Raw genomic sequence first — 25,507 nt, 5'->3', positions numbered from 1 at the left:
ACACGGAAACCGTACCGGCCGCGCGGCAGCCTAGGCGCGACCTGCGCGCTGCGAATGCGGTCCGCCGGGCTCGGACACCCGCGCGAGCGTCTCGCCCGCGGCTTCCTCGCGCCGGGTCGTGAGATCGCCCAGCGACACCACGCCCACCAGGCGCTTGTCGCGGTTCACCACCGGCAGGCGGCGGATCCGCTGCTCGCCCATGTTGCGGGCCACCGCATCGGTGTCGTCGTCCTCGAAGCAGTACTTGGTCCCGCTCGACATCACGTCGCGGACCGGCGTCTCCGGCCCCTTGCCCTGCGCCACCCCGCGCACCGCGATGTCGCGGTCGGTGACCATGCCCACCAGGCGGTCGCCCTCGCCCACGGGCAGGGCGCCCGCGTCGAGTTCGGCCAGCATGCGGGCCGCGTCCTGGATGCTCTGCTGCGGGCTGGCGACGCGGACGTCGCGGGTCATGACTTCGCTCACTCTCATGACGTCCTCCTCGTTGCGGCGGAGTGCCGCACCACGGGACTGTCCGCGCCGGACGGTCGAACCGACGTCAACCGGCGTCCTGCTCCGCATTCGCCGCTGGGCGCAGGTTCAGCGCCGTCTGCCGCGTGCGAACGGGCCGCGGGCCACGCTGCCGCGCGGGACGGACCTCAGCCGTGCCGCTGGCCGCCGACGGCGGCGCCGACGCCCTTGGGTGCGACGGCGCCGGCTCCCATCCGAAGACGCTGCGCCCGCCGTAGGCATGCGACTGCCGGCGCTCCTCGTCGATCAGCGCCTCCACGCCGGGGCCGGAGGCGTGGCGCTCCAGGCGACGCGCCTGGGCGTCGAGGCGCCGGATGGCCTCCAGCTTCTCCTCGCGCCCGAGCCTGGCCTCGGCGATGGCGGTCTTGAGCGTGCGGATGGTCCGGTCGTAGACGCGCGTCGGCACCGGGAACGGATGCCGGTCCTTCCCGCCATGCGCCATCGAGAAGCGCGCCGGGTCGGTGAAGCGGCACGGCGCGCCGTGCAGCACCTCGGCCACCAGGGCCAGCGCGCGCACGGTGCGCGCACCGACGCCCGGCACCTGCAGCAGCTCGGCGAAGTCGCGGGGGCCGGCCTCGGCGGCCGCGGCGAGGTTGCCGTGCAGCCGGCGCACGACGATGTCGCCGGCATGGACCGCGTGGCGGTCCGGCATCGACAGGTGCGGCAGCAGGCCCAGCTGGCGGGGCAGCCCGGCCACCGGCGCGGCGCCTTCGAGACGCGCCAGCTCCCGCGCGATGCGCTCGGGCCCGAGCATGCCGAGCAGTTCGAGCTGCGCATCGCGCGAGGCCGCGGCGCGCCGGTCGGCGAGGTTGACGATGCGCCCCTGCCCCGGCCCGTCCACCGCCGCATGCGGGTCGTCGAGAAAGCTCTCCAGTCCCTCGGACAGCCAGTGGTAGCGGCGCGCCTGCCGGCGGTCGCCGTTCATGCCCTGCTGCACGACCACCCAGCGCCCGTCGTCGCTGACGACGAAGCCGTGGAGGTAGAGCTCGAAGCCGTCCTGCACCGCCGCACTGTCCACCTTGGCGACCAGGCGGCTCGCCCGGGCCAGCGCCGCCCCGTCCAGGCCGACGCGCTGGCCGACCGCCTCGAGCTCCGCCGGCGTGGCCCGCGAATGCCGGCCCCGCCCGCCGCAGACGTGGATGCCCAGCTCGCCCGACAACGGCGCGAGCCCGCGCTTGAGCGCGCCGATCACGCTGGTGGTGATGCCGGAGGAGTGCCAGTCCATGCCCATGACCGCACCGAAGGACTGGAACCAGAACGGATGCGCGAGGCGTCGCAGCAGCTCGTCGCGGCCGTAGTCGTGCACGATGGCCTGGACCATCACCGCGCCCAGCCGGGTCATGCGGTCCGCGAGCCAGGGCGGCACGCGGCCGCCATGGAGCGGAAGGTCGGCGCTGCCGGTGCGGCGGGACATGGCGGGAACCGGAACGGGCGCCGCAGGCTGCCATGCGCGCGTCTCAGGCGGTGAGACGCGCACGGCCTTCCCCACCCGCGGCGGGGGCCACCCCAAGCCGGAGCCGCGACGGACCGGCAGGCAGCCCGGACGCCTGCTGTCCCGCGCCCCCGCGGGGTGCCGCACCCACCTGCCCGGCCGGCCCCGTTTCGGGCAGAATCCGCCGCCACCTCCGTCCCTGCCGCGCACAGCCCGGTGCCATCGCCATGCATCCCTGCCTGACCTGCGGCGCCTGCTGCGCCATGTTCCGTGTCGGTTTCCACTGGTCCGAAGCGGCGCCCGAACTGGGGGGCACGGTCCCGCCCGCACTCACCGAAGTGCTGGACGCACACCGCGTGGTGATGAAGGGCACCTGGGCCAGCAAGCCGCGCTGCGTGGCGCTGGACGCGGACATCGGCCGCTATTCGCGCTGCACCATCCACCCCGTCCGCCCCAGCGTGTGCCGGGAGGTTCCCGCCTCCTGGGAGTTCGGCGAGGCGAGCCCGCAGTGCGACAAGGCGCGCATCGCCTTCGGCCTGCCCGCGCTGACGCCGGCCGACTGGCCGCAGGTCGCGGCCGAGGCGGGTGCCGCCAACGACCCGCTGGGCGTCGACCACGACGACGACCCACCCAGCCCGCGCCTGCCGCCGATGGCGGCCTGAGCCGTCGGATCCCCGGACGCCGCGCGCGCGGCCTCGGCATCGCCTACGTGTCGGACCGGACCGCGCGGCCATGGCTCGCCCGCGGCCCGCCCGGCTGCCGCTCGCCCCAGGAGAGCAGCGCATCCAGCGCCGGGCACAGTGCCTGGCCCCACTCGGTGAGCCGGTACTCCACCTTCGGCGGCACCTGCGGGTACACGGTGCGCTGGACGAGGCCGTCGGCTTCGAGCTGGCGCAACTGTTGCGCGAGCATCTTCTGCGAGATGCCGGGGATCAGCCGCTCCAGGTCGGAATAGCGCTGCACCCGGCCGCCGAACAGGTGGAACAGGATCACCAGCTTCCAGCGGCCGCCCACCAGCGCGAGCGCGCGCTCGATGCCGCTGGCGGCAGTGTCGGGCGTGTGGCTCCTGCGTTCCGGCTCAGTCACTTACTTCTTCGTGCGTTCTTGTGGAGCGGCCAGCTTGTCCCGACGATCCGGGTCCCGCAACACGAGGATCCTCCCCGATGACGCTCCAGCTTCCCGACCCGATCGCCACCTTCTTCGCCATCGACGACGACAGCGATGCGACTGCCGTCGCCGCCTGCTTCACCCCCGATGCGGAGGTCCGCGACGAGGGCGAGACCCACCGCGGCGGCGACGCCATCCTCGCCTGGCGCCGCGCCGCACGGCGGAAGTACGCCTTCCGCGCCGAGCCGCGCGAGCTGCGCCAGGACGGCGACATCCTCACCGTGCGCGCGCAGGTCACCGGCGACTTCCCCGGGAGTCCCGCGATGCTGGACCACGTCTTCACCCTGCGCGACGGGCGCATCGCCGCGCTGGAGATCCACTGACGGCCGCACCGCCCGCGCGGGCCGCGCCCGGCGGGCGGGCGCCTCCCTCCTGAGTCCCGACACCGGCTAGGCGTCGGGTGTCTCCGCCCCGGCGTCGCCGCCTCCGAAACGCGCCTCGTACAGCTGCGCGACCCAGTCGATGAAGACCCGGACGCGCGGCGCGAGCTGCCGGTGCTGCGGATACATCGCCGACAGCGGCACGCCCGGGCTGCGCCAACCGGCAAGCACTTCCACGAGCCGCCCTTCGCGCAGCGCCTCCTCCACGTGGAAGCGCGGCAGCTGGATGAGGCCGCACCCATGCAGCGCACAGGCGACGTAGCTTTCGGCATCGCTGACGGCGACCCAGCAGGGCAGCTCGAAGGTCCGCAGTACGCCGTCCACCACGAGTTCGAACGGATAGTCGATGTCGTGGTTGCTGGAGAAGAAGCCGACCGCCTCGTGATCGTGCAGGTCGTCCGGCACGCGCGGCACGCCACGGCGGGCGAGGTAGTCGGGGCTGGCGCAGATCGCCTCCGGCATCAGCGCGAGCCGGCGTGCCACGAGCGACGAATCGCGGGGCGTCCCGGCCCGGATGACGCAGTCGATCCCTTCCCTGACCAGATCGACGAGCCTGTCGCCGCTGCTGATCGCGAGCTGGATCTCCGGATAGCGCCGGTGGAAGGCATCGAGATGGGGCAGCACCACGTGCGTCGCATGCGTGCCGTGGAGGTCGACCCGCAGGCGCCCGCGCGGGCTCGCCCCGGTGTGGTGCAACGCCCCTTCGGCCTCTTCCAGCGCATCGAGGATCTCGACGCAGCGCGAGTAGAAGGCCTGCCCGTCGAGCGTCGGCCGGACCTGGCGCGTGGTCCGCTCGAGCAGGCGCGCATGCAGGCGCGCCTCGAGCGCCTTGATCGAATAGGTCGCCGTCGCGCGGGGAATGCCGAGTTCCGCCGCAGCGCGGCTGAAGCTGCCCCGCTCGACGATCCGGGTGAACAGGCGCAGCGCGTCGAGCCGATCCACGATTATTCAATCCGGCTGAAAAATGTTGTCGGAATCTGACGATTTATCCCACCGAGCGCAACCAAAAGAATGCGCCTCGAAGCGCCACGTCCCATGGCGCGCCAGGAGAGGCCCATGTCACCCACGTCACCCGTCGCCCTCGTCACCGGCGCATCCCGCGGCATCGGCCGCGCGATCGCGGAGCGGCTCGCCGACGACGGTTTCCTCGTCATCGTCAACTACGCCACCGACGCCGCGGCTGCGGAGGGCGTCGTCGCCGCCCTCCACCACCGGGGAGCGGAGGCATTCCCGCTGCGCGCGGACGTCTCCGATCCGGCCGAGGTCGAGCGCCTGTTCGGCGAGATCCGCGAGCGCTTCGGGCAGCTCCGCGTGGTCGTCCACAACGCCGGGGTCATGCCTCTGGCGCCGATCGCGCCGGAGAGCATCGAGGCGTTCGACCGCGCCGTCGCCGTCAACCTGCGAAGCACCTTCCTGATGATGGGCCATGCCGGCACCGCGCTCGGCAGCGGCGGGCGCTTCATCGCCCTGTCGACGAGCGTCCTGGCCCGAAACTTCCCGGCCTACGGCCCCTACATCGCCAGCAAGGCAGGCGTCGAAGGGCTGGTCCGCGTCTTCGCGAACGAGCTCCGCGGGCGCGGCATCACGGTCAACGCAGTGGCGCCCGGCCCGGTCGCGACCGAACTGTTCTTCGCCGGCAAGACCGCGGAGCAGATCCAGCACAGCGCGCAGCTCTCGCCGCTCGAACGTCTCGGCGAGCCGGCGGACGTGGCGAACGCGGTGGCCTTTCTGTGCGGCCCCGACGGCGGCTGGGTCAACGCCCAGGTCGTGCGCGTCAACGGCGGCTTCGCCTGACCTCCCGGAGCGAGAACATGAGCCACGTCATCCTCATCACCGGCGCATCCAGCGGCTTCGGCGCCATGACCGCCCGCGCCCTGGCGCGCGCCGGCCACACGGTCTACGCGAGCATGCGCGACACCGCGGGCCGGAACGCGCCGCAGGTACGCGCCCTCGAGACCCATGCGGCCACGCACGGCGTGGCGCTGCATGCGCTCGAACTCGACATCCTGTCGGATGCCTCCGTCGAGACCGCGATCGGCCACGTACAGGCGGCCCACGGCCACATCGATGTCGTGGTGCACAACGTAGGCCACATGGCATTCGGCCCTGCAGAGGCGTTCCTGCCCCACCAGTACGCAGACCTGTACGAAACCAACGTGATCGGCACGCAGCGGGTGAACCGCGCAGTGCTGCCGTCGATGCGCGCCCGGGGACGCGGGCTGCTGGTGTGGGTCGGCAGCACCAGCCACCGCGGCGGCACGCCGCCGTATCTCGCACCCTACTTCGCGGCGAAGGCCGCGATGGACGCGCTGGCGGTGAGCTACGCGGGCGAACTCGCACCGTGGGGCATCGAGACATCGATCGTCGTACCGGGTGCCTTCACCACGGGAACCAACCACTTCGCGCACGCCGGGCACCCCGGCGACGCCGCAGTGCAGGACGCCTACGAGCGGGGCGCCTGCCAGGGCCTGGGCGACCGGATCCTGCAGGGCCTCGCGGCGTGCGAGCCGCCCAGCGCGGACCCGCACAGCGTCGCCGAGGCCATCGTCCGGGTCGTGCAGCAACCCGCCGGCACGCGCCCCTTCCGCGTGCACGTCGATCCGTGCCAGGACGGGTGCGAGGTGGTCAGCGCGGTGGCGGACCGTATCCGGGCGGAGTTCCTGCGCCGGATCGGGCTGCACGATCTTCTCGGCCCCGCATCGGCATCCGCAGCGACCAGGGAGGCCGGCCATGCCTTCTGAAGTCGCGCGCTACACGCGGATCGTGCTCGGCGAGGCGATGGTGGCGTCCCTGGCCGCCACCGCAGCAGTGATGCTGCTGGACGTCCCCATCTGGGCGATGTTCGTCGGCTGGATCGCCTACTTCACCCGCGGGCTCAGCCTGCGGCACGGCGTACTCAACCTGGCCTGCGTGCTGATGGGCGTCGGCCTCGGCATGGTCGCGGCGCATGCGCTGGCGGTCGCGGGCCCGGTGCTGGGCGCCTGGGCGCCCGGCGCCGTGGTGTTCTGCATCACCATCGTCGCGCTGTCGCTGGGCACGCTGCCCTACGCGAACAACATCCTCGCCTGCTTCCTCGGCCTCGTCGCCTTCTTCGCGTCGCACCTGCCGCCCACGGCCGGCACCTGGCTCCTCCTGGCCATGGCGACCGGCCTCGGCACCCTGGCAGGCTGGCTGGCCCACGCACTGCAGCGGCGCATCCAGCGGGGAGCTCCGGCATGAGCGCCGATGCCACACACCGGCCCCTTGGCGGGGCCGGCCCGGGCCTCCCCGCCGTCCTCGAACATCGCGCAGTGGAGGCCGGCTACATGGCCCTTCGCGCGGTGTTCGGCATCCTCCTCGTCACCCACGGCCTGCCCAAGCTGACCGGAACCGGCCACGGCTCGATGGCGGATCCCATGGCGGGCTCGATCCACCTCATCGAGAACGTGCTGCACTTGCCGATGGCGCCGCTCTGGGCGATGGGCGTCGCCTGGCTCGAAGGGCTGGGTGGCCTGATGCTGGCCCTCGGCCTCGCCACGCGGCCCATCGCCCTGCTCGTGACGCTGCAGATGGTCGGCATCTGCTTCGTGCTGGGGCCCACGTGGGCGTGGATCGACCGGGGCATCGAGTTCCCCTTCCTCATGGCCTTCCTGGCCCTCTTCATCGCACTCCGCGGCGGCGGGCCGCTGGCTCTGGATTCGTGGCTGCACGCGCGTCTCGCCCGCAGGCGATAGAGAGCCACCCGGCGCGCCGTGGTCCGCGCCGGGTGCCTTGCGCGATGGCTTCCTGTACCTGTGCGGCCCGACCTCGGCAGCGACCAGCGCCGCGGACCTGCGCGTCCGCATGCTGGCCGCCACAGAGCGGACCGTGCCACATCGTTCATTCTCGGCAGACGGACGAACGCAGGGATGAGGGCGTCGCGACTGATGCCTAGATTCCGCCCACGCGTCCGCTCAGCTCCTCACGCACGACTGAGCGCGCTTGATCGATCAAGACCTGGTGATGGAGGCTCAGGTCTGCATCTTCTTCGTAGGCAAGGGTGTTGTAGAGAAATGTCACTGTGGAATCCTCGATGCCGCAGTATATGGCGATGCCATTGTTGAGTAGGTCTTCCATGTAGCGGTCCTTGCCTTCGCGAACGAAGCGCGTCTGACCACCGCCGACAAGCGCCACCCAGCGAATTGCGGAGAACGGGAGTTTCTTTCCATCTCCATAAACGAGACCATAATTCCACACGCGATCGATGTACCCCTTGAGCATCGCAGGCAGCGAATACCACCAGACAGGGAAAACAATGATGGCCACGTCGGAGCCCAGCAATGACTCGGCCAGCGCGGTGACTTCCCTGGAATACTGTTTGTGAGGATTGCTGAAGTCGGGCTCATCCTCAGGGCCCAGCACCGGATCGAACCCCTCCCGGTACAGGTCCAGCTCGACAATATCCACTCCCTTGTGCTTCGCCTCGGACATGATTGCATCGACAACCCGTCCGGTCAGGGAGTCGCGTCGCGGGTGAGCCCAGATAATATGGATCCTTTTAGGCCGACTGCTCATGACTAATGGCATACCTCAACTCTATTGGTGATATCGCCCCTTCCACATCGCGCATGCATCGCGGCAGGGAAAACGATATTAGGACCCGTTGACTGTTGCTCCAACCGGACTTACTCTTATTTCATTGGTAAGTCGTTTTTAACAATGAAACCTTCATTGACCGAGCTCCAGACGTTCGTGTCCATCGTCCGGGCAGGGAGTTTCCGCGCCGCAAGCGTGGAGCTTGATGTCTCGCCACCTGCTGTGAGCTTGTCGCTCAAGCAGTTGGAAGATCGGCTGGGGCTGAAGCTCATCAACCGCAGCACGCGCACCATGTCGCTGACGGAAGCCGGGGCAAGGCTCTATGAAGAGCTGGCACCTGCGCTCTCGAACATGGATCGAGCCGTCAAGAACATCGCGGATCTCCGCGACCGGCCTGCAGGCACGTTACGCATCGTCTCGTCCCGACTGGCTGCACGCCTGTACGTGGCGCAGATGGTGCACGGCTTCGTCGATCGCTATCCCGAAATGAAGGTCGAATTGTGGGCAGACGACAGCCTGACGGACCTGTCCGAAGAGAATTTCGATGCTGGAGTACGGCTTGGCGCAATCGTGGATGATCGAATGGTTGCGATTCCGATCGGTCCCAAGGCGCGCTTCGTCGTGGTGGCGACCCCGGAGTACTGGCAAGATCATCCGCGACCATCTCATCCGCGTGAGCTGCTAGCGCACGAATGCGTGAAATTCCGCTTTCCGACCAGTCGACGCCCTTATCGATGGATATTCCGGCGCGGCAACGAGGACCTCTCCATCGAAGTGAACGGAAGCACGACCGTCAACGACATGGATGTAGCGGCGACGCTCGTACTCAGAGGCCTGTGTGTTGGTTATCTGCTGTATGACCAGGTAGCCGAGGAAATCGAATCCGGCCGACTGGTGACGGCACTGGAGTCCTGGCTCCCCCCTCGTGCTGGCCATTATCTGTACTACCCCAGCAACCGGTTGGTATCGCGAGGTTTCCAGGCGTTCAAGGACTTCGCCAGGGAAGCAGCGATCTAGAGATCGCAGCGATGGCGCGGCAACGGTCTCCGACGCCGCCGTCGCCGGCGACATCACCGTCGCGCAGGCCCAGGAGGAGCTCGAACGGACCGTCGTCGCGATGGTGCGACGGAGCAGATAGCAGGTACGCGTCGGCTGGACGACGCGGCGCGAACGGCGTCGGCCGAGGCCGGGCGAGCGGCCTCGCTTCCGGCCGGATCGCTCACTCCGCGTCGCCGATTTCCGGCCGGAACACGAGCCCGTCGCTCACCTCCTCCAGGCAACGCAAGGGCGCGCGCGGCAGGCTTCGCCACCGGCGGTCGGGAGCGTCGTCCTCCGCGATGTTGGCGACGCTGGTCCAGGCGCGCCGGCTCAGATAGTTGAAGCTGATCTCGCGCATCGCACCGCTGGCGCGATCGACGCTCCTTGCGTCGTAGCCGATCAGGCGGAAACAGCCGTCCTGGTAGCGGAAGGTGAAGCCCGTGTTGCCCATCTCCCACCCGCCGGCGGACGCGAACCGGTGCAGGTCGACGAACAGCGTGCCGTTCTCACGAATGCCGACGCCGCCCATCTCGTCGAGGACATCCGCCGTGGCCGGCGACGTCGGCCTCGGGACCAAGGTGTGATCGGCCAGGATGCGACGATGGCCGCCGCCGGCCTCGGCAAGCGCCGCCACCAGCATGCGCGGGTTGGTGTCGAACCGCGGCGGCCCGAAGCCCGCATTGGCCACCACGTTGCGCGGGTCGTCCATGCGCAGCAGCAGGAGGACATCGGGCCGCCCGTCGCGGTCGAAATCGCCGGCATGACGCGCCTCCACCCGCCAACCGTCGGTACGAAGTCCTCCACCGCATCGGCCCGTTCCGGCAGCGCCGGATACGCGACCTCCGGCATGTCCGCCCGCGCCGGCGCCACCAGGGCCAGCAGCAGGCCGAGGCAGGCCGCTTCAGGCCCCCTCCCCCGCCATGCGGGGGAAGGCCGGGATGGGGGAGAGGCCGCGGAGAGGCGGCCGTCGCGCGCGACGGTGGACGCGCCATGCGCCCACGGCCGTTGCACCGGGTCCCACGGCCGATGCGCGAGCGACGGGCGACCCCGCGAGCACCGCGGCCGCCGAAGGCGTCGCCCCGACGCGGTACTCGCCCCGCTCTTCCTCGACCTGTGTGTTCCGCCCCGGCGCCTTCCCCAGCCGCTGTTCTTCGACCTCGTCCAGGACACGGCGCAGCGCCTCGGCGGCATCGCAGATGGCCTGCCCCAGCTGCGGCAGCGTGCCTGCGGCCAGTTCGCCCGCGTGGCCCACTGCCAGGACATCGCCGTGCGCGGAGATGGCCTGGACCAGGCGAGCCAGCGTGTCCACCTGCTCCAGCGTGACGCCGAAGGTGAAGCGGCCGCCGCCGGCGTCAGGTGCCTCCATCGCGGCTGCAATCGCCGCGGCATCGTCGTCGCCGGCGTGCTCCGCATCGCGCTCCGCCCTCTCCTGCGCGCCCTGCAGCCGCGCCGGCCACGCCACCTCGTCCAGCACGATGGACACCTGCTCGGCCAACAGCTCCAGGCAGATCGCCACCTCGCCCATGCTCACCTCGGGCGCCCACTCGCGTTCCTCGTCCGCCGTGCGCGGTTGCGCCAGATGCGACAGGAACGCCATGTGCTGCTGCAGTTTCTTCAGCCGGAACTGGCTGTCCTCGGGGAGGAGATAACCCAACGTGTCCCCACGATCCGACGTACCGTCCATCGCTCACCTCCGTGCGTTGAAGAGACGATCACCCCATCGACCGACCCGGCCCTGCCCGGGCGCGCTGCTGGCACCGGGACCACATCGGTCCTGTGTCGCAGGCTGCAACGTGAAATTGCGGATGTCAACAACTGCCGGTTATCTGTGTCCGGTGCCCGTTGCGCAACAATTCGGCGCGCAGCCGGATATGCCGGACGATGTGCAGGACGCAACGAGAACAAGGAGCCCGATGACAGCCCCCTATGCAGAGTTCGCAGATCGCCTGCACCAGACGCTGGACCGCGCCCTCTTCGTGCAGGGCCGCGGAAGGACGGGCGCCCTCGCCGACCGCTATGCCGTCTCGCGCGAGGCGGCCCGCAAATGGCTCTGCGGCCTCGCACTGCCTGAGCTCTCCCGCATCATCGAACTCGCACTGGATTTCGACGTCAGCTTCGAGTGGCTCGCCACCGGGCGCGGGCAGATCCAGCTCGGCGTCGGCGAACCCTCTGCCCTGTACCGGCGCCTCACCGACAGCGAGGACCGCCTGCTGGTCATCTTCCGCACGCTGCCGGAAGCCAAGCAGAAACTGCTGCTGGACTTCCTCTCCTGAGCCGTGGATGCACGGATCGCCGGGCACCGCAGCATGAGCGCGAAGCACGCGACGTTGTAGGCTTGGCGGCAGGGGGAACAGGGGAAAACGCGTGATCGTCTACCAGGCGACCAAGGAACGCTTCCTGCACGACAACGACCACGCGCAGATCGAGGACGTGGTGCAACGCGCGTTCCTCCAGAAGACCGGGCGGTACGCATCGCAGGGCGAGTTCAAGGCCTGGCGCAATTCGCTGGCCGCCATGGCGCGCGTGCTGCGCGACCGCGACATTCCCGACGACACCGGTGTGGGCATCGAGTTCGGCATCGCGCAGACCGCCAAGCGCATCGACTTCGTGCTTTCCGGCGCCGCCAACGACGACACCCCGCACCTGGTCATCGTCGAACTGAAGCAGTGGTCCAACTCCCGCATCAGCGAGAAGGACGGAATCATCGTCGCCAACCGCGGCGGCAGGGCCGAGGTGGAAGGCCCCCACCCCAGCTACCAGGCGTGGTCCTACGCAGCGCTGCTCAACGGCTTCAACGAGGCGGTGTACGAATCCGGCACCGAACTCAGGCCCTGCGCCTACCTGCACAACTACCGCGATGACGGCGTCATCCGCGATCCGCGCTACGCGCACTATCTGGAGAAGGCGCCGGTCTTCCTCGATGGCGCGGACGAGCTGGAGAAGCTGCGCGCCTTCATCAAGCAGCACGTGCGCAAGGGCGACCGCGGCAGGCTGCTGTACGAGATCGCCGAAGGCCGCATCCGCCCGTCGAAGATGCTGGCCGACAGTCTGGCGAAGATGCTCAAGGGCAACCGCGAGTTCGTGCTGGTGGACGACCAGAAGGTGGTCTACGAGACCTGCCTCGCCAAGGCCGAGCAGGCCAGCGACACCCGCAGGCAGGTGGTGATCGTCAAGGGTGGGCCGGGGACGGGAAAATCGGTGGTGGCGGTGAACCTTTTGGTGGAACTCACCAGGCGCGGCCAGCTCACCAAGTACGTCTCCAAGAACGCCGCGCCGCGCGCCGTGTATGCGCAGAAGCTGGCCGGGCACCTGCGCAAGGTAGAGATCGGCAACCTGTTCGCCGGCTCCGGCGGTTTCCACGACACCCCGCCCAACACCTTCCACACCCTGGTGGTGGACGAGGCGCACCGCCTCAACGAAAAGAGCGGCTACATGTCGAACCTGGGCCAGAACCAGATCATGGAACTGATCCGCAGCGCGCACTGCACGGTGTTCTTCGCCGACGACGACCAGATCGTGACGCTGTCCGACATCGGCCGCATCGCCGAGCTGGAGCGCTGGGCGCAGGCCATGGGCGCCGAAGTCACACGCCTGGAACTCGCCTCGCAGTTCCGCTGCGCCGGTTCCGACGGCTACATCGCGTGGCTGGACAATTTCCTCGGCATCCGCGAAACCGCCAATACCGACTTCGACCGCGACGCCTTCGACTTCCGCATCGTCGACTCGCCGGTCGAACTGCACGACCTCATCCGCGAGAAGAACAAGGTCAACAACAAGGCCCGCGTGGTCGCCGGCTACTGCTGGGACTGGAAGAGCAAGAGGAACCCGGACGCCTGGGACATCGAGATCCCCGAACACGGCTACCGCGCGCAGTGGAACCTCGACAAGGACGGCAGCCTCTGGATCGTGGCGCCGGATTCGGTGGAGGAAGTCGGCTGCATCCACACCTGCCAGGGGCTGGAGCTGGACTACGTCGGCGTGATCATCGGGCCGGACCTGCGGTGGATCGACGGCAAGCCGACGGTGTTTCCCGAATCACGCTCGCGCATGGACCGCTCCATCCGCGGTTACAAGACCCTGATGAAGCAAGACCCCGAGGCCACCCGCGAGCGCGTGGAGCGGATCGTGCGGAATACGTACAAGACGCTGATGAGTCGGGGGATGAAGGGGTGCTATGTTCATGCGACAGATCCAGAGTTTCAACCGCTCATGACGACCAAGAGAACCGCCTGCGTTCAGACTTAAAATTCAAGGCCACGAGTGCACTCAGCGCCGAGAGTTCCCGCTACGCACCGAAGCCAGTCGATAAGATACCAATGAAAACCAGCAACGTGATCAAAGTCATGACCCGGGAAGCGCTCCTTAAGCGCAAGATTCGTCAGCACCTCCAACGGGTCGGTTTCAAACATGATGAACAAGGCGACCTGCACCTAATAGCCGACAACAAAGAAGCGATCCGTGCAGCGCATCAATTGCAACGTACAGAGCGCTCCTCGAAACAGAGGAGCTTTCTAGAATCAAAGTTCCCAAAACTTGCCCAGCACTTCGCAGTAGGGCATGAAATCGACCCTCTTAGGGTTCAACCACGCTTGGAGCGCGTCTATAGCGGCACCTTACAGTCTGATCTATTCAAGCTCGCCTCCCTCACCTGGTCGGTGCCAGTCTCCCCCGGATTCGGCCGACGCCTTCGCTACCTGGTCTGGGATGAGAGTCAGAAGCGCCTAATGGGAATCCTCGCCATCGGCGACCCTGTCTTCAACCTGCGCTCCCGAGACGAATACATCGGCTGGACAGGCGAGCAGCGCGGAACCCATTTGATCCATACGATGGACGCGTACGTCCTAGGGGCGGTGCCGCCCTACAATAAAATCCTCGGCGGCAAGGTCGTAGCATCCCTGTTGCGCACCAGAGACCTCTATGAGGACTTCCTGAGAGCCTACGGATCTCGTGAAGGCGTTATATCTAAACGGGTAAAACAGGCGCGCTTAGCCGCCATCACAACGACCTCATCAATGGGGCGGTCATCAGTCTACAACCGCATCAAGTTAGACGGAAAAAAATACCTGAAGCCAATTGGATACTCGAGCGGGTACGGTCACTTTCACATTCCCGACGACTTATTTCTTGAACTTCGGGCCTACCTTCGCACTAAGGATCACCGATACGCAGACGGCAACGAGTTCGGAAAAGGGCCGAACTGGAAGATGCGCGCGACGCGAGCAGCACTCGCAATGATTGGCGAGCGCCCAAACCTGATGATGCACGGCGTCAAGCGCGAGGTCTTTATTTGCGAAATGGCGAGCAACGCGGTGGAGTTTCTAAAAGGTGAGGCCACCGAACTGGATCTAGGGGATCTGAAAACGGCCAAAGAGGTTGGCACCCTAGCTTGCCGTCGCTGGCTGATCCCTCGCGCCACTCGTGATACCACCTTTCGGCAATGGACCCAACAGGATCTGGCCGACCTAGTTTCACAAACCTCGGGCGCGTCCATTTCAATCGCAGATTCGAATTATCGGAAGGGAGCGCCGTCTTAGCAGTGCATCTACCCACTCTCCAACAGGATCTGGAAGCCCGATTTAGCGAGATTTCCTCCGAACGCACGGAGAACCAGCACATCTTCGCGCTGGAGCACGGATTGGCAATCGACATGTCGGCGCTCGCCAATAGCCTGTCGAAACAACTCGCATACGGCATGACCAACCAAGCTTCCTGGCTCGCTTGGGTCGTATTTGCCACCGAAGTCGGATATGACTATGCCGGCGCCGAGTACTGGCAGACATTCAACGAACGATTACCGGCTTGGCGCGCCGTAGATACTAATAAGAGTCGAAGCCGGATCCGCATGTGGTTCCGGCGCTTCGCCAGTACCTACAACGGTGTCCGGCCATCGGGCACGTGGGCCGAGCAGTTTCGCATCATCGCCTGGCCTATCACCCACGCCATCCTGCCCAAGGACTTGCAATACCAGTTCGCCCGATCGATCCACCACAACCGCTACCAGATCGCCGCGGACAGCGACCCGCTCGTCGTCGGCCGCCTGATCCACCATCGGACCCCCCATCCCTCGTCGCGCTTCCGGGAATTCTGCGAGCAGGAGGAGATGGTCGGCCGCATCGCCTTGGCCCTGCTGGGCGCTGGAACGGAAGATCCTCCTCTCTCGCCCGAGGCAACCCGGCGCATTGTCGGTGACCTCGAGATGACGCAAGAAGCCCGCGAGTGGCTTCAGGAAGCCCGCTCCGACATTCGCTGGATCCATGGCGCTAAGCGCCAACGATTTTCGGGCCGCTCACCGCAGGATCGAGCCCGAACAGTTGCCCAACCCCAACTCAACCTGCGCCCGACACTGCTACTGAGCCGAAAGAGCGACGCTTGGCATGTGGGCATCCAAGTCCCTTCCTTTGCCCCGCTAGCTGCCGGGTCCCCGGAAGTCGCTAGGCATCTGCAAAAGACGAAGGTTCGGATCGAAGGCGGATCGGGCCAGTGGCACCCGGCCCAGATCCTCAACACTCCCTCAAAACCCCATGGACTTCAACGATGGCCAGGCGACGGCATGGTCCTACGGTTCAAGGACGCCCTCCCGATCTTCGATCAGTTGGTGCGCTTGGAAGCCACGTTGGGCAAGGGCCCCCTCTGGGTCTGCCGCATCGGCACCGACGGCCTCGCACGTGAAGTTCGCAGCCACCACGTCCGACCAGGCCAGAAGTACATCGTGATGGCACGCACGGGCCACGTTTTTCGGCCCCACCCGGCTCTCCGGCCCGCCGACCTGCGATGCGACGGCCTTACGGGCATTCAGTTGTCGCTGCCCCCCCATGTGTCTGAAGACCTCCGGCACGCGCTGAAGACACTAGGCCTGTCGTTCGCCTCTACGGTCAGAATCTGGCCCGCTGGATTGCCCGCAGTATCGTGGGACTGCGAGGGACGAAGCGAATGGCTCACGACCGATACACCATGCTTCGGCATCGATGTCGATCACGACGTGGCGGCCGTGGACGTCGCGCTCGACGGCATTCCTCCGCTGCGGATTTCCCGGACGGGAGTGCAAGGCCCCTCTTGGGTGCAGTTGCCTCCCTTGCCACCGGGGGAGCACCGCCTGGTGGTCGAAGTGAAGGACGGCGCGGGGCAAGCCGGATTGCTTGGCGCCTCCCGCGGTGAGGTGATCCTGGAGGTCCGGAACCCGGTGAGCCTGGACGAAACCGTCCAGCGACGCGGCGGCCTGATCGTGGTCGCGACGCCAATCGATGCGACGTTGGAGAGTCTCGAGCGAGACGAGCTTCAACTCGAGGTCTATGGCCCCGCCGGTCGTGAAGCTCAATTGTTCCTGGAGATCGAAGGCTGCGACTCAGATCCAAGACCATTCGATAGGACGGTCGTGCCGGCGACATTGACCCACCTGTGGCGCCGATTACCGACTGAGATCCAGGAGAACCTCGGGGGCAGCAATGCCTGCCGCCTGGTCATCCGCGCCGAAGAAATCGGCACTTTCACGCTGTCGCTGGAGCGCGCAAGCCGACCAGTACGTTGGACGCTGCGCCAGTCACGGCAGACCACCACGATCAGGCTGGTCGACGAAGCTGCAGTGGGCGCCCATGCGCTGTGCCAGATGGCACCGCTGGACCAGCCCTGCGCCGCGCAGGCGCTGGACTACGACGACTGCGTTGACGGCATCGACGTCCCCGCACCGGGCGCGCTTTTCATCGTGGCCGGCCGTGACCGGCTAGACGCGGTCATCGTCAGCCAACCGGGCCAGGGAACGATGCGTGATTTCGCCGAGCTGGCCTTGGCACCCCGGCTCAATGGTTTCGCATCATCCGCCGAACGCTTGCGCGATGATGTCGCCCTACTAGGTTTGTGGTCGCGTGCCCGTGTCGTCGGCCCCTTGGGCGCGGCGAGAAAGGGCAAGGTGGTGCGCGCGATGCGGGATGCACTCGTCCGTTTCGTCTGCGGCCCGGCGTGGATGGACGCCGAACGCCGGATCGGCGACCCGCCGTGGAACGACGATGCCATCGCCACGCTGGGTGATGCCATAACGAACCGCAGGGAGTGGATGAACTTCCCTGCCCAACTACGCGTGTCGCACCGGGAAGTGCTGGACATGTTGCCAGCACAGGTCGTTTCATGGCTGCTCGGGATTACCACCAGATACCGGCTTTGTACTGACCATCTCCTCGTCGAGCGAATGCTTCGATACTTGACCGATCCCGATAGTTTCATTGCATCCTCCCGTGACGTCGCCGTGGACATACAGTCACTTGTCGCCCATGGCGAACTCGCACGAAGCGTTCGTTACCTGCAGAAATTGTTGGAGGGCAAGTCGTGGGACTGGAACTAAAATCACTGACGCGGGAGACACTACTTGCCGCCACAGCGAGTCAGCTTGGGCTAGCCGATGCAGAGGCGTCCTCCGACGAATTGCCCACGGCCCTCCTCGCGAGTGTCCTGCGCCGGATCGCTGTGACCACCTGTCCCAGTCCAAGGGAGGCACTTATCGGTTGCGCAGTCGATGCGTTCACCGGCTTCGGCGCCCCCGAGGCGATCAAACTGCGCGTGCGAGACGTGCTCGACAGCCTCGTCGTCATTGGCGACCTACTCGAGTTGGGAGGATCGATGTCCTTGCCCGGCGTGATTGCCGAAGACTGGCTCTACTGCGCCCCGCCGGCATTCGTCGTTCGTGAGGGATCCATCCTGTTGCTGGGCATCGAGCCGGAAGATCAGGCTTCCCTGCCGGCAGCGCTGCGTACCCGGGTGGTTCGCCAACGTGAGTTGCGCTACCTCCGTATCGACGAGGATGGCGATGCCATTTCGGCACAGTTGCGTGCAGCCGGATACCTCGAAATCTCGAACGTCGCGTGGACACGCCCCCCGCATAAACATACCGCAGAAACATTCTTGGAAGATGTTATCCGCCGTTTGCGCGAGGCCGACAACCGCGGAACGTTGGAGGGGCTCCAAGTGTATGGCCCCGCTACCCCGGGGGAGCATTTCGCTTCGCGGCTGGGTCCACCCGAGGGCCGCTCGGGTTTCCATGTCGGCCGCCGCCCGCAGGCCTTCGGGGCGCCGATCTGGCTTTTCGTCGAGCTCGAACAAGGCCTCCCGGTTCGCTTCCTGGACTTGCCTTGGCGTGGCGGCAAGTTTCGTGGCTGTGATCACGGCTGGCGGATTCAGAGCGCACTCGACGCCCATGCTGGCCAACCGCAGACGTACCGCGTAACGCCGATCGATGACGATCGTGACCGTTACGAGTTTTTTTCGCCATTGCCGTTGTGGATCGAACGCAAGCTCAGGATTCATGGCGAAAAGTTGCCTGCTGGCGGCGCCTTGTTTGCCTACGCGATTGACCGTCACTGCGATCACGGCACGGATGATCTGGTGCAGTCGTATATGTGGTTCCAGAAAATCGACTAAAGGGGGAGCAAGGGATGTCCGCGACTATCCAGCAATCCGTTTCGAGACTCCACCAAGCACTGGTTGAGTACATCGAGGCGACTTACCACATCGGCACCGAGGCATTGGTCCGGGCACGCAAGCGCCTGCTCGATCATCCGGGCACAATCCATCAGGTGCCATTCTTGGAATCAACGCCGCGCTACGTTTCAGACCGCACGTTCGCACAAATCGATGGCTTGCCTGCTTCGGCCGTAGGTCTGCTTGAGGCGCTGTCTTCCGGTGTGCAAGGTCATGCACCATTGCTGCACAATCCACCGTATTCCCACCAGGCCGAAGCGATTGAGGAAGCCACCGTTAGGGGCAAGAACCTGCTGATCATGACCGGCACCGGCTCGGGCAAGACCGAGTCCTTCCTGATGCCAGTCCTATCGAAGCTGGCGATCGAGGCCAGTTCCAAGCCCGAGGCCTTCACTGATTCAGCAGTCCGAGCTCTGCTGCTTTATCCGATGAATGCCTTAGTTAACGACCAGCTCGGGCGCCTGCGCTCGATGTTCAGCGACCCTCGCGTGACCCAGGCATTCGTCGGTTGGGCTGGTCGCATTCCACGATTTGCTCGCTATACCAGCCGCACCCCCTATGCGGGCGTGCGCGAGAAGGGTAAAGACGACCGACGGCTGAAGTCGCTCGAAGAGTTCTACGTCAGGATCGAGCAGAAGGCGGGGGAAACGGGAGATGAGGCTGATCGCGCCCGGGATCTGATGCGGCAGTTGAAGGCCAAAGGCAAGTGGCCGGCCAAGCCTAGCCTGTCGACTTGGCTCGGCGCGCCAGGTACGCGATGGCAGGACCGCAGCACTGGCGAATTCGTCCGTGCGGTTGCACTTCCCGACGATAGCGAGTTGATTACGCGCCACGAGGTCCAAGCCGCGCCACCGGACCTGCTGGTCACCAATTACTCGATGCTCGAGTACATGCTGATGCGCCCGATCGAGCGCTCGATCTTCGATGCAACTAAGGCTTGGCTGAAACGCAATCCAAGCGAGAAGTTCCTAATAATCCTCGACGAGGCGCACTTGTATCGCGGCGCGGGCGGGGCCGAGGTCGGCTTGTTGATCCGCCGACTGACCGACCGCCTCGGCGTGTCTTCTGACCGCATCCAGGCGATATGCGCCACAGCGAGCTTCAGCAACAGTCAATACGCCAAGACCTTCGGGGCACAGCTCAGCGGCTGCGCCGAGGAGACGTTCAAGCCAGTCGAAGGTAACAAGCTGCTGGGCGCCGAAGCCACGACGGGAACGCTGGCCGAAGCTAAGGCGCTGGCCGTTATTGACGTCGCTCGCTTTCAGGAAACTGAGGATCCGAAGGAACGGGCCAGTCTCATCGCCTCATTCCTGGCATTTCGCAACGTGACTCCCACGGGATCCGTCGACCAGGATCTGTATGCCGCACTGGAGGCGTTCGGTCCGTTGCAGTGGGTCGTCAACGAGACCATGGGTAACGCCAAGCGTCTTGCCGCCCTGTCGGCGCAGGTGTTTCCGGGTATCGATCATGACTTGGCGGCACAAGCATTCTCCAACCTTCTGACCTTGGGCAGCATGGCCAAGTCCACGGGCGGCAACGGGCTGCTACCCTGCCGCGTGCACGGGTTCTTCCGAGGGTTGCCCGGGTTGTGGGTCTGCATGGATCCTGATTGCACGGAGGTCGCTCCCGAGGAAAGGAACCCCTACTGCGGCAAGATGTACAGCCAACCTGTTAAGCACTGCGCCTGTGGCGCGACGTGCCTGGAGTTCTACACCTGCCGCCACTGCGGCGCCCCATACGCTCGCGCCTACACCGATAACGTCGAGGAGCCGCAATCCCTCTGGCCGGAGCCTGGCGCGAACATTGCGCTCATCGACGGTGAGGCCGAGCAACTGGAAGCATTGGACCTACTGTTGCAGACGCCACTCAAGGAAGGCACCGTCGTGCCGGTTACGTACGACGTGGAAACCGGCCGGCTTAATGCTTTCGACAGCGGGAACAGATCCAGAATCGTCTATCGCAGGTTGCTCAGCGCCAAGGACTTGGCCGACGAGGATGAAGATGGCAACCAAGGCACGCTGGGACAGTTCATCCCCTGTGGCATTTGTCGCGGCCGAGCCGGCGGCGGCAAGTCCTCGGTGCAAGACCACATGACCAAGGGCGACCAGCCCTTCCAGACCCTCGTCGCCCGGCAGATCGACATCCAACCGCCCGGGCCGAAGAGCGACGACAATTTCGCGCCGCTGCGTGGACGCAAGGTGCTGGCATTCTCAGACTCGCGGCAGGTCGCCGCACGCCTGGCGCCGAACCTACAAACCTATTCGATGCGCGACGCACTGCGGCCGTTGCTGGTCTGGGGCATGCAGCGGTTACAGCAATCGCCGGCACTGGCCCGGCAGGTCAGCCTTCAAGACGCTTATTTCGCAACGCTGCTCGCCGCCCGCTGCCTCTCGGTACGGCTGCGCCCAGAGTTGAAGTCCGGCGAGTCCTTCGACCCCTACATCAAGATCGGCGCCGCTATCGGCAGCGGCGGAACGATCGACGAAGAGACCTTGATCGAACTCTATAACGAGCACCACTACGCTAAAGCGCCCGATGCATTGATGGAAGAACTGCTCAGCGTCATCCAGGATCGCTACATCGGGCTGGATGCAATCGCGCTTGGATCGTTGACGGTACGGCCGGGCAGAAAGAAGGAAGAGTTGCTGAAGAAGCTTCCCGATATTACCGGATTCGCGACGACCGACGTCGAAAAATTATCGCTGGTGGGATTCTGGCTGCGGTGCTGGCGCAAGAAGAGCCGGAAATGCCATATTTGGTTCCAGGGAATGGACGCCGACATGTGGCGGACCGATGTGCTCGGGCAGAACGGAAAGTTCAAGGCCATCGAGAAACTGCTGCCGGACAAGGCGGCCAAGACGGTATTCGCCGAGCGTTGGTTGCCGGCGCTCCTTGGCGAGTTCACCGAGAAGCTGGGATCGATGTACCGGTTGCAGGCGAAGAATCTCTACCTCGAACTCGGCGGTGACTGGGTTCGCTGCAAGAACTGCGCTTCCGTGCATCGCCCGGTCGCGAACACGGCTGCCTGCGTCGACTGCGGTGAGGAGGAGACCGCAATCATCGACCCCTTCATCGACCCGGTGTTTCGCGCCCGCAAGGCTTACTACCGCCGAGCCACCGAAGAAGTCCTGGACGATGCCTCTAAACGCCCGTTGGCGCTGATAGCGGCCGAGCATACCGCGCAGTTGAACTCGTCTGACCAGGAGGAGGCTTTCTCCAAGGCCGAGCGCAACGAATTGCTGTTCCAGGACATCAACATCGCCTGGAAGGAACAGGACGATGCCCCGGTCGCCATCGACATCCTGTCGAGCACGACGACGATGGAGGTCGGCATCGACATCGGCGCCTTGTCCGGCGTGGCGCTGCGCAACATGCCCCCCGGCCGCGCGAACTACCAGCAACGTGCCGGTCGTGCCGGCCGCCGCGGCACGGCCGTGGCCACCGTGGTCGCCTTTGGCAGTGTCGACAGCCACGACGAGCACTACTTCTCGCATCCCGAGGAAATGATCTCGGGAAAGGTGGTCGACCCCCTCCTCTCGCTCGACAACCGAGACATCGCCAAGCGGCATATCCGCGCCTTCCTGTTGCAGTGCTACCACCAAGACCGCCTGCCCGAGTTCGATCTCGGGCAACCGCACGACCTGTTCTCTGTCCTGGGCAAGGTCGGTCCGTTTCGCGATGGCTCGGGCGTACTCAACCGCAACGACCTGGCGGCCTGGCTCGACGAACACGAAGCCGAGCTCAAGGGACGTGTCGCGAAATGGCTCCCCAAGCACCTCACACCTGAAGGCATAGACGCGCTTGTCTCCAGTATGATCGAAGATTGCATCACTGAGATCGACAAGGCGATCACGAATGATCGTGTAACGGCGCAGAACAAGAAAAAAAGCGATGGCAAGGGCGCCGGCGCGGAAGAACAGGATCCGGATGTCGAACAAGGGAAGCCGCCCCATGCCGATAGCGACAAGCTGCTCGATCGTCTGCTCTACGAAGGAGTCCTGCCCCGCTACGCGTTCCCCACGGACGTGGCAACCTTCCACATCTTCAATCGGGAGCGATCCAGAAAGTTCCGGCATCGCGACGAATTCGCCCCTTCCCAAGGCCTGCCCGTGGCACTGTCGCAGTACGCCCCCGGCAAGCAGGTGTGGGTAGGCGGGAAGTGCTACGTCTCGGGTGCGATCTACTCGCGTTCCTGGCAAGAGCGTGCCGCCGCATGGGAGAACCGAGAGCGCTACTTTGAGTGCTCGATTTGCCGGTTCGCCCGGACGGAAGCCAACAGCGACACGTCGTGCACCACCAACCGGTGCCCGGCGTGCGGCACCCGGGACAGCTTCGAGTTTAAAGGCGAATGGATGCGACCGGTAGGCTTCGCCCATCCCATCGACGTCGAGGAGGAAACCTCGCCCGATCGCGTGCCGGAAGTCAGCTACGCCACCCGAGCCAAACTGACCACGAAGACACCCGGCGACGACCAAGAGTGGTTCGAGGTCAATTCGCGGTTCAAGAGTGTGCCGTTCCGGGATCACCTATTGGTATCCAACGTCGGACCCGAGGGCAAGGGCTACCGATACTGCACCCAATGCGGTCGCATCGAGGCCATGACCGAGCCGCGCTCGACTGTCGGTGGCCCGCACCACAAGCCCTTCCCTACCGACCCAGGCGAGGAGAACTGCCGCGGCCGCGGCATCGAGCACGTCGTCCTTGGCGCGAAGTTCGTTACCGATATCGCCCTGTTCTCTCTGCGAGTCGATGCGCCGATGAACCTGACGCCGGGCACCTACGCGAGTCACGTCGCCTTGCGGACCGTCAGCGAGGCGCTGGCTCGGGCAGCAACGGACCTGCTCGGGATCGAGCCGGGCGAGATCCTGGCCGAGTTCCGGCCGGCGATGTCGGCGGACGCGAGTTCGGCACTGTGCGCGGAAATCTTCCTGTACGACACGCTCCCGGGTGGCGCCGGCTTCTCCAGCGCCATTCCGGCCAAGGCGGAGAATCTACTCAGGCGCGCTCGCAAGCTGCTGGACGATTGCCCGGAGAAGTGCGACTCCTCCTGCTATCGCTGTCTACGCGCTTTCGGCAACCGCATTGAGCATCGCTCACTCGACCGCCACGTCGGCGTCGAACTGATTGACTACCTGCTGACCGGCATCGTCCCAGAAGCCGAGACCGATCGTTTGAAGGTATCTACGGACCTGCTGTTCAAAGATCTTTCAAGATTGCTGGGGGAGGACACGGAGATCGAATGCGAGCGCACTGTTGAGATACTGGTTGGAGATAAAAAGTACATCGCGCCGATCCTGTGTCAACTGAAGTCGAATGGCGCCATGGTTGTTGTCGGGCTAAGCAGTGCCTTGCAGGACGGGTACGCTGCAGAGGCCGACGTACGAGCATTGCAAGATGCCGAAACTGACATCGATGTGGTCGTTGTAAACGAGCTGTTGGTGCGGTCGAACCTACCGGCGGCAACTAAGTCAGTTTGTGTGCAGCTCGGCTGTGACCGAGGTGGAGCTGCCGCCGAAGCTGGAGTTTCCGCAAGCCCCGTTATCGGCGCTTGGAAAGGGGTATCGACATGGCAAGGTAGTTAAGCGCAGCGATCTTCGTGGCCTGGTACTCAAGCTAAAACAGCGTCCCGTCAGCTGGCAAAACGTGGCTATGCGTAGAAGGAAAAGTTTGGTTCCGGCACATGAAACGCTGGGAAGCTAAACCGCTGAGGCAGGGAACAGTTCAATTTAGGCTCTATGCATTGCGCCTAAGTGCTGCCAAGAACTTATCCCAAAGCGAAACGTCGAAGTCCTCTGAAAGCATTAAAGAAGCAGCGGATGGATTGATCTGCACAAGCTCTCGATAATTCTTCTGGAACGAGAATCCTTCATCCCTGTATCGCCTAAGTGAATCGGCAAGAGATGTTATCTGGTCTGTACGAATTACTAGACGAACAGCGGTGCCTCCGTAAGAGCATGGGAAATAGGATTTTCCGTCTTTAGCCTTGGTAAGGAGCATGCCGTAGTCGCCACTTGCTATGAAGAAATTCCCGCCATTTCTACATATTCGACTCGTCATGTACAGGCCGAAGCCGGAATTTGCCCATGGACCGCGTTGTTTCCGCGCCCCCTTGAATGCTCTGCCGGAAACTGCCGGCATTAGCGCGTAATTCAAAGCTGAGCGATCATTGTTGACGTCCAAGTGAGGATTCCTGGACAGGGTCTTTCGGAGACCTACTCCTCGGTCGAGAATTGCGACCTCAACTTTGTGCTTTGTCGGCCAGTACTGAGCGCATATCCCGAGTTGCTTTGACTCACTATGCTCAACAACATTCCGAATTATTTCCCGAAGAGAATAAGAAAGCGTTTCAAATACATCGCCGTTATCAGTCCCGCACAGCAATGTGGCGAGGTGCTTACTTCTGGCTTCAACGATGTTGCCAACCTCTGTGTACTCGCTACTTGCTTCCTCCCGGAGCGAGTTACAGTCAAGAATATTTACGGGCAAATGCCGCGACCCTCCATCCTTCTTCCCTGGCCTATGAGTGGATGGGTAACCAAAGGCCTCAAAAAAGCCCATTCGGCTCGCATAGCTCATCGACTCGTGATTGACGCATTCGAATCTATTTACCTGGCTTCTAACGGCCGCCCTTTGCAGCTCGCTCGACACCATTAGCATTGCAAATGGCTCAACTAATCCGACCCCCTTGAAATCTGCGCGTATAGAAGAAACGTCCTTGATCTGCGATAGCTCAATGGACAATCTAAGTGCACCAGAAAGATCAAGGATGCCCGGGATCTTGACCGTTAAATGCGTCACTGATAGCCCTTGCCGATTATGCCCGGAGTGCAGGCGACGCATTCAATGATATGACAGTGTTGCAGCTCGCGAAAGTGACTCGATTAACCTGCACGCGCTTCGCGGTAGTCGGCCCTGAAGAACCCCTCATAGCCAGCAGCCATGCGGCCTGTGGCGCCGAGGG

Annotated in this window: 20 protein-coding genes and 1 pseudogene; 13 read left to right on the top strand and 8 right to left on the bottom strand. The window is 64.9% G+C overall.

From position 1 onward, the window contains the following. Positions 1-30 precede the first annotated feature (30 nt). Both ACFO3Q_RS13695 and ACFO3Q_RS13690 read right to left on the bottom strand, forming a co-directional pair. Positions 31-471: a CBS domain-containing protein gene (locus ACFO3Q_RS13695; RefSeq protein WP_377005294.1), complete on the bottom strand. Its 441-nt coding sequence runs from the start codon at positions 469-471 to the stop codon at positions 31-33. A 169-nt stretch (positions 472-640) separates the two neighbouring features. Continuing rightward, positions 641-1,924 (bottom strand): annotated as a pseudogene (locus ACFO3Q_RS13690) (DUF763 domain-containing protein); the annotation flags it as partial. A 245-nt stretch (positions 1,925-2,169) separates the two neighbouring features. Between ACFO3Q_RS13690 and ACFO3Q_RS13685 the strand changes: the two are divergent. Continuing rightward, positions 2,170-2,604: a YkgJ family cysteine cluster protein gene (locus ACFO3Q_RS13685; protein ID WP_377005293.1), complete on the top strand. Its 435-nt coding sequence runs from the start codon at positions 2,170-2,172 to the stop codon at positions 2,602-2,604. Between the two features lie 43 nt (positions 2,605-2,647). Here the strand turns inward: ACFO3Q_RS13685 and ACFO3Q_RS13680 are convergent, their stop codons facing one another. Next, the gene (locus ACFO3Q_RS13680; RefSeq protein WP_377005292.1) at positions 2,648-3,028 is read right to left on the bottom strand and encodes a winged helix-turn-helix transcriptional regulator; all 381 of its coding nucleotides are present in this window, start codon (positions 3,026-3,028) and stop codon (positions 2,648-2,650) included. Between the two features lie 77 nt (positions 3,029-3,105). Here ACFO3Q_RS13680 and ACFO3Q_RS13675 point away from each other — a divergent pair, with 77 nt between their 5' ends. Further along, on the top strand, positions 3,106-3,432 hold the full coding sequence (locus tag ACFO3Q_RS13675) for a nuclear transport factor 2 family protein (RefSeq protein WP_377005291.1): 327 nt from the start codon (positions 3,106-3,108) through the stop codon (positions 3,430-3,432). Between the two features lie 66 nt (positions 3,433-3,498). Here ACFO3Q_RS13675 and ACFO3Q_RS13670 read toward each other — a convergent pair whose 3' ends face one another. Next, a complete protein-coding gene (locus ACFO3Q_RS13670; protein ID WP_377005290.1) occupies positions 3,499-4,431 on the bottom strand; it encodes a LysR family transcriptional regulator in 933 nt (310 codons plus the stop codon). 114 nt (positions 4,432-4,545) lie between these two features. Here ACFO3Q_RS13670 and ACFO3Q_RS13665 point away from each other — a divergent pair, with 114 nt between their 5' ends. The 4 genes from ACFO3Q_RS13665 to ACFO3Q_RS13650 all read left to right on the top strand — a co-directional run bounded on the left by ACFO3Q_RS13665 (position 4,546) and on the right by ACFO3Q_RS13650 (position 7,202). Beyond that, on the top strand, positions 4,546-5,283 hold the full coding sequence (locus ACFO3Q_RS13665) for an SDR family oxidoreductase (protein ID WP_377005289.1): 738 nt from the start codon (positions 4,546-4,548) through the stop codon (positions 5,281-5,283). 17 nt (positions 5,284-5,300) lie between these two features. Further along, the gene (locus tag ACFO3Q_RS13660) at positions 5,301-6,230 is read left to right on the top strand and encodes an SDR family oxidoreductase (protein ID WP_377005288.1); all 930 of its coding nucleotides are present in this window, start codon (positions 5,301-5,303) and stop codon (positions 6,228-6,230) included. Further along, positions 6,220-6,708 carry a DUF1097 domain-containing protein gene (locus tag ACFO3Q_RS13655; protein WP_377005287.1) on the top strand — a complete coding sequence of 163 codons (489 nt, stop codon included), beginning with the start codon at positions 6,220-6,222 and terminating at the stop codon, positions 6,706-6,708. The genes ACFO3Q_RS13660 and ACFO3Q_RS13655 overlap by 11 nt, the downstream gene beginning before the upstream one ends. Positions 6,709-6,794: 86 nt before the next feature. Continuing rightward, positions 6,795-7,202, top strand: coding sequence for a DoxX family protein (locus tag ACFO3Q_RS13650; protein WP_377005286.1), 408 nt, complete (start codon positions 6,795-6,797; stop codon positions 7,200-7,202). A gap of 196 nt (positions 7,203-7,398) precedes the next feature. Here ACFO3Q_RS13650 and ACFO3Q_RS13645 read toward each other — a convergent pair whose 3' ends face one another. Next, positions 7,399-8,022 carry an NAD(P)H oxidoreductase gene (locus ACFO3Q_RS13645; protein WP_377005285.1) on the bottom strand — a complete coding sequence of 208 codons (624 nt, stop codon included), beginning with the start codon at positions 8,020-8,022 and terminating at the stop codon, positions 7,399-7,401. 156 nt (positions 8,023-8,178) lie between these two features. Between ACFO3Q_RS13645 and ACFO3Q_RS13640 the strand changes: the two genes are divergently transcribed. Next, positions 8,179-9,060 (top strand): LysR family transcriptional regulator, encoded by an 882-nt coding sequence (locus ACFO3Q_RS13640; RefSeq protein WP_377005284.1) that lies wholly within the window; start codon positions 8,179-8,181, stop codon positions 9,058-9,060. A 202-nt stretch (positions 9,061-9,262) separates the two neighbouring features. Here the strand turns inward: ACFO3Q_RS13640 and ACFO3Q_RS13635 are convergent, their stop codons facing one another. Then, positions 9,263-9,856 (bottom strand): hypothetical protein, encoded by a 594-nt coding sequence (locus ACFO3Q_RS13635; RefSeq protein WP_377005283.1) that lies wholly within the window; start codon positions 9,854-9,856, stop codon positions 9,263-9,265. A gap of 126 nt (positions 9,857-9,982) precedes the next feature. Then, positions 9,983-10,765 (bottom strand): XAC0095 family protein, encoded by a 783-nt coding sequence (locus tag ACFO3Q_RS13630; protein WP_377005282.1) that lies wholly within the window; start codon positions 10,763-10,765, stop codon positions 9,983-9,985. Between the two features lie 229 nt (positions 10,766-10,994). Here ACFO3Q_RS13630 and ACFO3Q_RS13625 point away from each other — a divergent pair, with 229 nt between their 5' ends. The 6 genes from ACFO3Q_RS13625 to ACFO3Q_RS13600 all read left to right on the top strand — a co-directional run bounded on the left by ACFO3Q_RS13625 (position 10,995) and on the right by ACFO3Q_RS13600 (position 24,128). After that, positions 10,995-11,354 (top strand): DNA-binding protein, encoded by a 360-nt coding sequence (locus ACFO3Q_RS13625; protein ID WP_377005281.1) that lies wholly within the window; start codon positions 10,995-10,997, stop codon positions 11,352-11,354. A gap of 91 nt (positions 11,355-11,445) precedes the next feature. Beyond that, entirely contained in the window at positions 11,446-13,326 is a 1,881-nt protein-coding gene (locus tag ACFO3Q_RS13620) for a DNA/RNA helicase domain-containing protein (RefSeq protein WP_377005279.1), read from the top strand. Positions 13,327-13,397: 71 nt separating this feature from the next. Further along, positions 13,398-14,615 carry a Druantia anti-phage system protein DruA gene (locus ACFO3Q_RS13615; protein ID WP_377005278.1) on the top strand — a complete coding sequence of 406 codons (1,218 nt, stop codon included), beginning with the start codon at positions 13,398-13,400 and terminating at the stop codon, positions 14,613-14,615. Positions 14,616-14,617: 2 nt separating this feature from the next. Next, positions 14,618-17,413 carry a hypothetical protein gene (locus tag ACFO3Q_RS13610; protein ID WP_377005277.1) on the top strand — a complete coding sequence of 932 codons (2,796 nt, stop codon included), beginning with the start codon at positions 14,618-14,620 and terminating at the stop codon, positions 17,411-17,413. Positions 17,414-17,637: 224 nt separating this feature from the next. Further along, a complete protein-coding gene (locus ACFO3Q_RS13605) occupies positions 17,638-18,486 on the top strand; it encodes a hypothetical protein (RefSeq protein ID WP_377005276.1) in 849 nt (282 codons plus the stop codon). 14 nt (positions 18,487-18,500) lie between these two features. Then, positions 18,501-24,128, top strand: a complete 5,628-nt coding sequence (locus ACFO3Q_RS13600) for a DEAD/DEAH box helicase (RefSeq protein ID WP_377005275.1) — start codon at positions 18,501-18,503, stop codon at positions 24,126-24,128. A 151-nt stretch (positions 24,129-24,279) separates the two neighbouring features. On the opposite strand, the gene ACFO3Q_RS13595 is transcribed toward ACFO3Q_RS13600, so the two are convergent. Then, entirely contained in the window at positions 24,280-25,344 is a 1,065-nt protein-coding gene (locus ACFO3Q_RS13595; protein ID WP_377005274.1) for a hypothetical protein, read from the bottom strand. Between the last annotated feature and the right edge of the window lie 163 nt (positions 25,345-25,507).

The organism is Coralloluteibacterium thermophilum (assembly GCF_042654365.1).
In the GTDB taxonomy this organism is placed as follows: domain Bacteria; phylum Pseudomonadota; class Gammaproteobacteria; order Xanthomonadales; family Xanthomonadaceae; genus Coralloluteibacterium; species Coralloluteibacterium thermophilum.
This window is presented reverse-complemented; position numbering and strand designations above follow the sequence as displayed.